We start from the raw sequence: 2,159 nt of genomic DNA on the forward strand, positions 1-2,159 counted from the left end.
CCGAGCGGCATATCGCTCGATCACATCGATGCTCGGTTCAAAGCCTATTCCGTGGCTGCTCGATGCAGTCACGACGCCGTTGGTGGGTTGTGGTGTCGCGGCGAGCCATGCCTCCGGCTCGACGAACAGAAACTCGACCAGCGTTCCCTCGGACGCGAGAGGCAGCATCGCCAGCGTCGCAAAATACCCCGGCCCGAAGTACGGCGTGTGTGGCATCGCGACCTTTCCCGCCCGTTTGCAAGCTGCCAGGATCTGGAGAAACTCCGACGTGCCGCCGACCTTCGTCATGCTCGGCTGCGGATAGGTGACGGCGCTTATGATGCGGTTGAAATCGAAGGCTGTGCTGGCATTCTCGCCCGTTCCGACGGGGACGCCAGCCGTCTCGATCTCCACCATGCTTTGATAATCGTCAGGTGGAAAGACCGGTTCTTCCACCCAGAGGACGTCGCACGTCCTGAAGGTATCGCGCAGTGCCAACGCTTCCTTCATCGACCAGGCGCAATTGGCATCAACCATGAGGGGAATGTCGGGCCCAATCACCTCTCGAGCGCGCCTGATGATGTCGGGTGCGATCTCATGCAGCTTGATGTGACGATAGCCGAGCTCGAGGGCGCGCTCGCACTGCCTGGCGACAAGATCCTTGTCGCCGTACCTGACGAGACTTGCGTAGGCGGGACGGTGCGATGGACCATCAGCTCCCAGCAGGCGCCAGAGTGGCAGGCCTTGGCGCTTTGCTTTCAAGTCCCAGAGCGCAATGTCGACGCCGGACAGCGCGAAGAGAGTAATGCCGTAGCGGCCAAACAGATGAAGCTTTCGCTGCACGTCCAGGTTCCACGCGGCGATGTCGTCAATGCTTGCCATCGTCACGAAGGGCGCGATCATGTGGTCGACGGCCGCTTTCACTGCCTCCAGGCAGAAATAGGCGAAGGCGTCTCCCCAGCCGACGTTTCCCGCCTCGTCTTCAACCCGAATCAGAACCATGTCGAGCGTGTGCCAGCGAGAGGGAGTGCCGCCCACGCCCTCTCCGCCGTCGGCAAATGGAATTCTTGTCGGAAAGGTCTGCAGCGAGACGATTTTTGGCACGGAGGTGCTGTCGCGATCGGCGGGCATGAATTCTCCTAGAGCATGATCCGGAAAAGTGTGAAGCGGTTTTCCCTCGCGACAAACGCGGAACGCGTTTGCGCGGAGATCATGCTCAAACAATAACCCAAAGCGCGATGACGATTCATCCCAATCTCATCGCGATTTAGAGACTTGCGATCGAGTCTGCGAAGCCGCGCTCGCCGACGTCGATCGACAAGAGGTGACCGGACAGGGGTGCCTTGGTGAGACTTTCCCGAGACAGGCCGGCACGTGCGCTCGTCACGAAGAGCTCGGACAGGGAATTCCCGCCGAATGTGATGCCAGTCGGGTTTGGCACCGGCAGCGCGACCGTTCGCTCGATTTCTCCGCTGTCATTGAGCTTGATCACGCTCCAGCCCTCGGACAGCCCGATCCATGGATTGAAGTTTTCGTCGACGGCCAGGGCGCAAGGCGCGCCCGCGACTTTGGGGATGTCGGCGAACTTGCGCCGCCGGCCGGTCTTACGTTCCAGGGAGTAGATGCACTGGCGACGCGGCTGCGTCGCGAACAGCGTTGCCTCGCCAGCGAAGGCGATGTCGGTCACTTCGCCCTGCAACTCGAACGCGGGCTGGACGCCGGACTGCTTTCGCCATGGGCCGATCCTGCTGAGGTTGGCCTCCACGTCGAATGCGGCGGCCCAAATCTCTCGGTCCGGAGACGCGCGCAGCACTTTGAGCGAGATACCTGGCGTTCCCTTGATGCGCTCCTGACGACCCGATAGATCGTCTATGACGACATCATTGCCGACGGAGAAGGCGATGCCATTTTCGACGAGGCACATCGAGTTGATGCTCTCGGCCAAGGCCTGCAGCGAGATCATGTACGAATTGTCGCCCTCCGCCCTGATGGCAGGCGCCAGCAGATCAGCCCAAACCAATGTCCGCGTACGCAGGTCCCAGCGAGGCGTTGCGCCGATGAACGCCGCGTCTTGTGTCCACACCTTGTAACCGTCCGGCGCATCTTTCAATTACCCATAACTTTGACCACTCGGGCTGATCCGCTGATCGGCAAAGTCTTGAATCGAAAGAATCACTTGT

Annotated in this window: 2 protein-coding genes; both read right to left on the minus strand. The window is 60.6% G+C overall.

Going from position 1 to position 2,159, the window contains the following annotated elements:
* Positions 1-1,110 (minus strand): mandelate racemase/muconate lactonizing enzyme family protein (locus tag SO139_RS46010; RefSeq protein WP_498542134.1); only part of this gene is annotated, 1,110 nt, incomplete at its 3' end.
* Between the two features lie 136 nt (positions 1,111-1,246).
* Positions 1,247-2,062 (minus strand): SMP-30/gluconolactonase/LRE family protein, encoded by an 816-nt coding sequence (locus SO139_RS46015; protein WP_498542135.1) that lies wholly within the window; start codon positions 2,060-2,062, stop codon positions 1,247-1,249.
* Positions 2,063-2,159 lie beyond the last annotated feature (97 nt).

Source organism: Bradyrhizobium sp. UFLA05-89, from assembly GCF_059803475.1.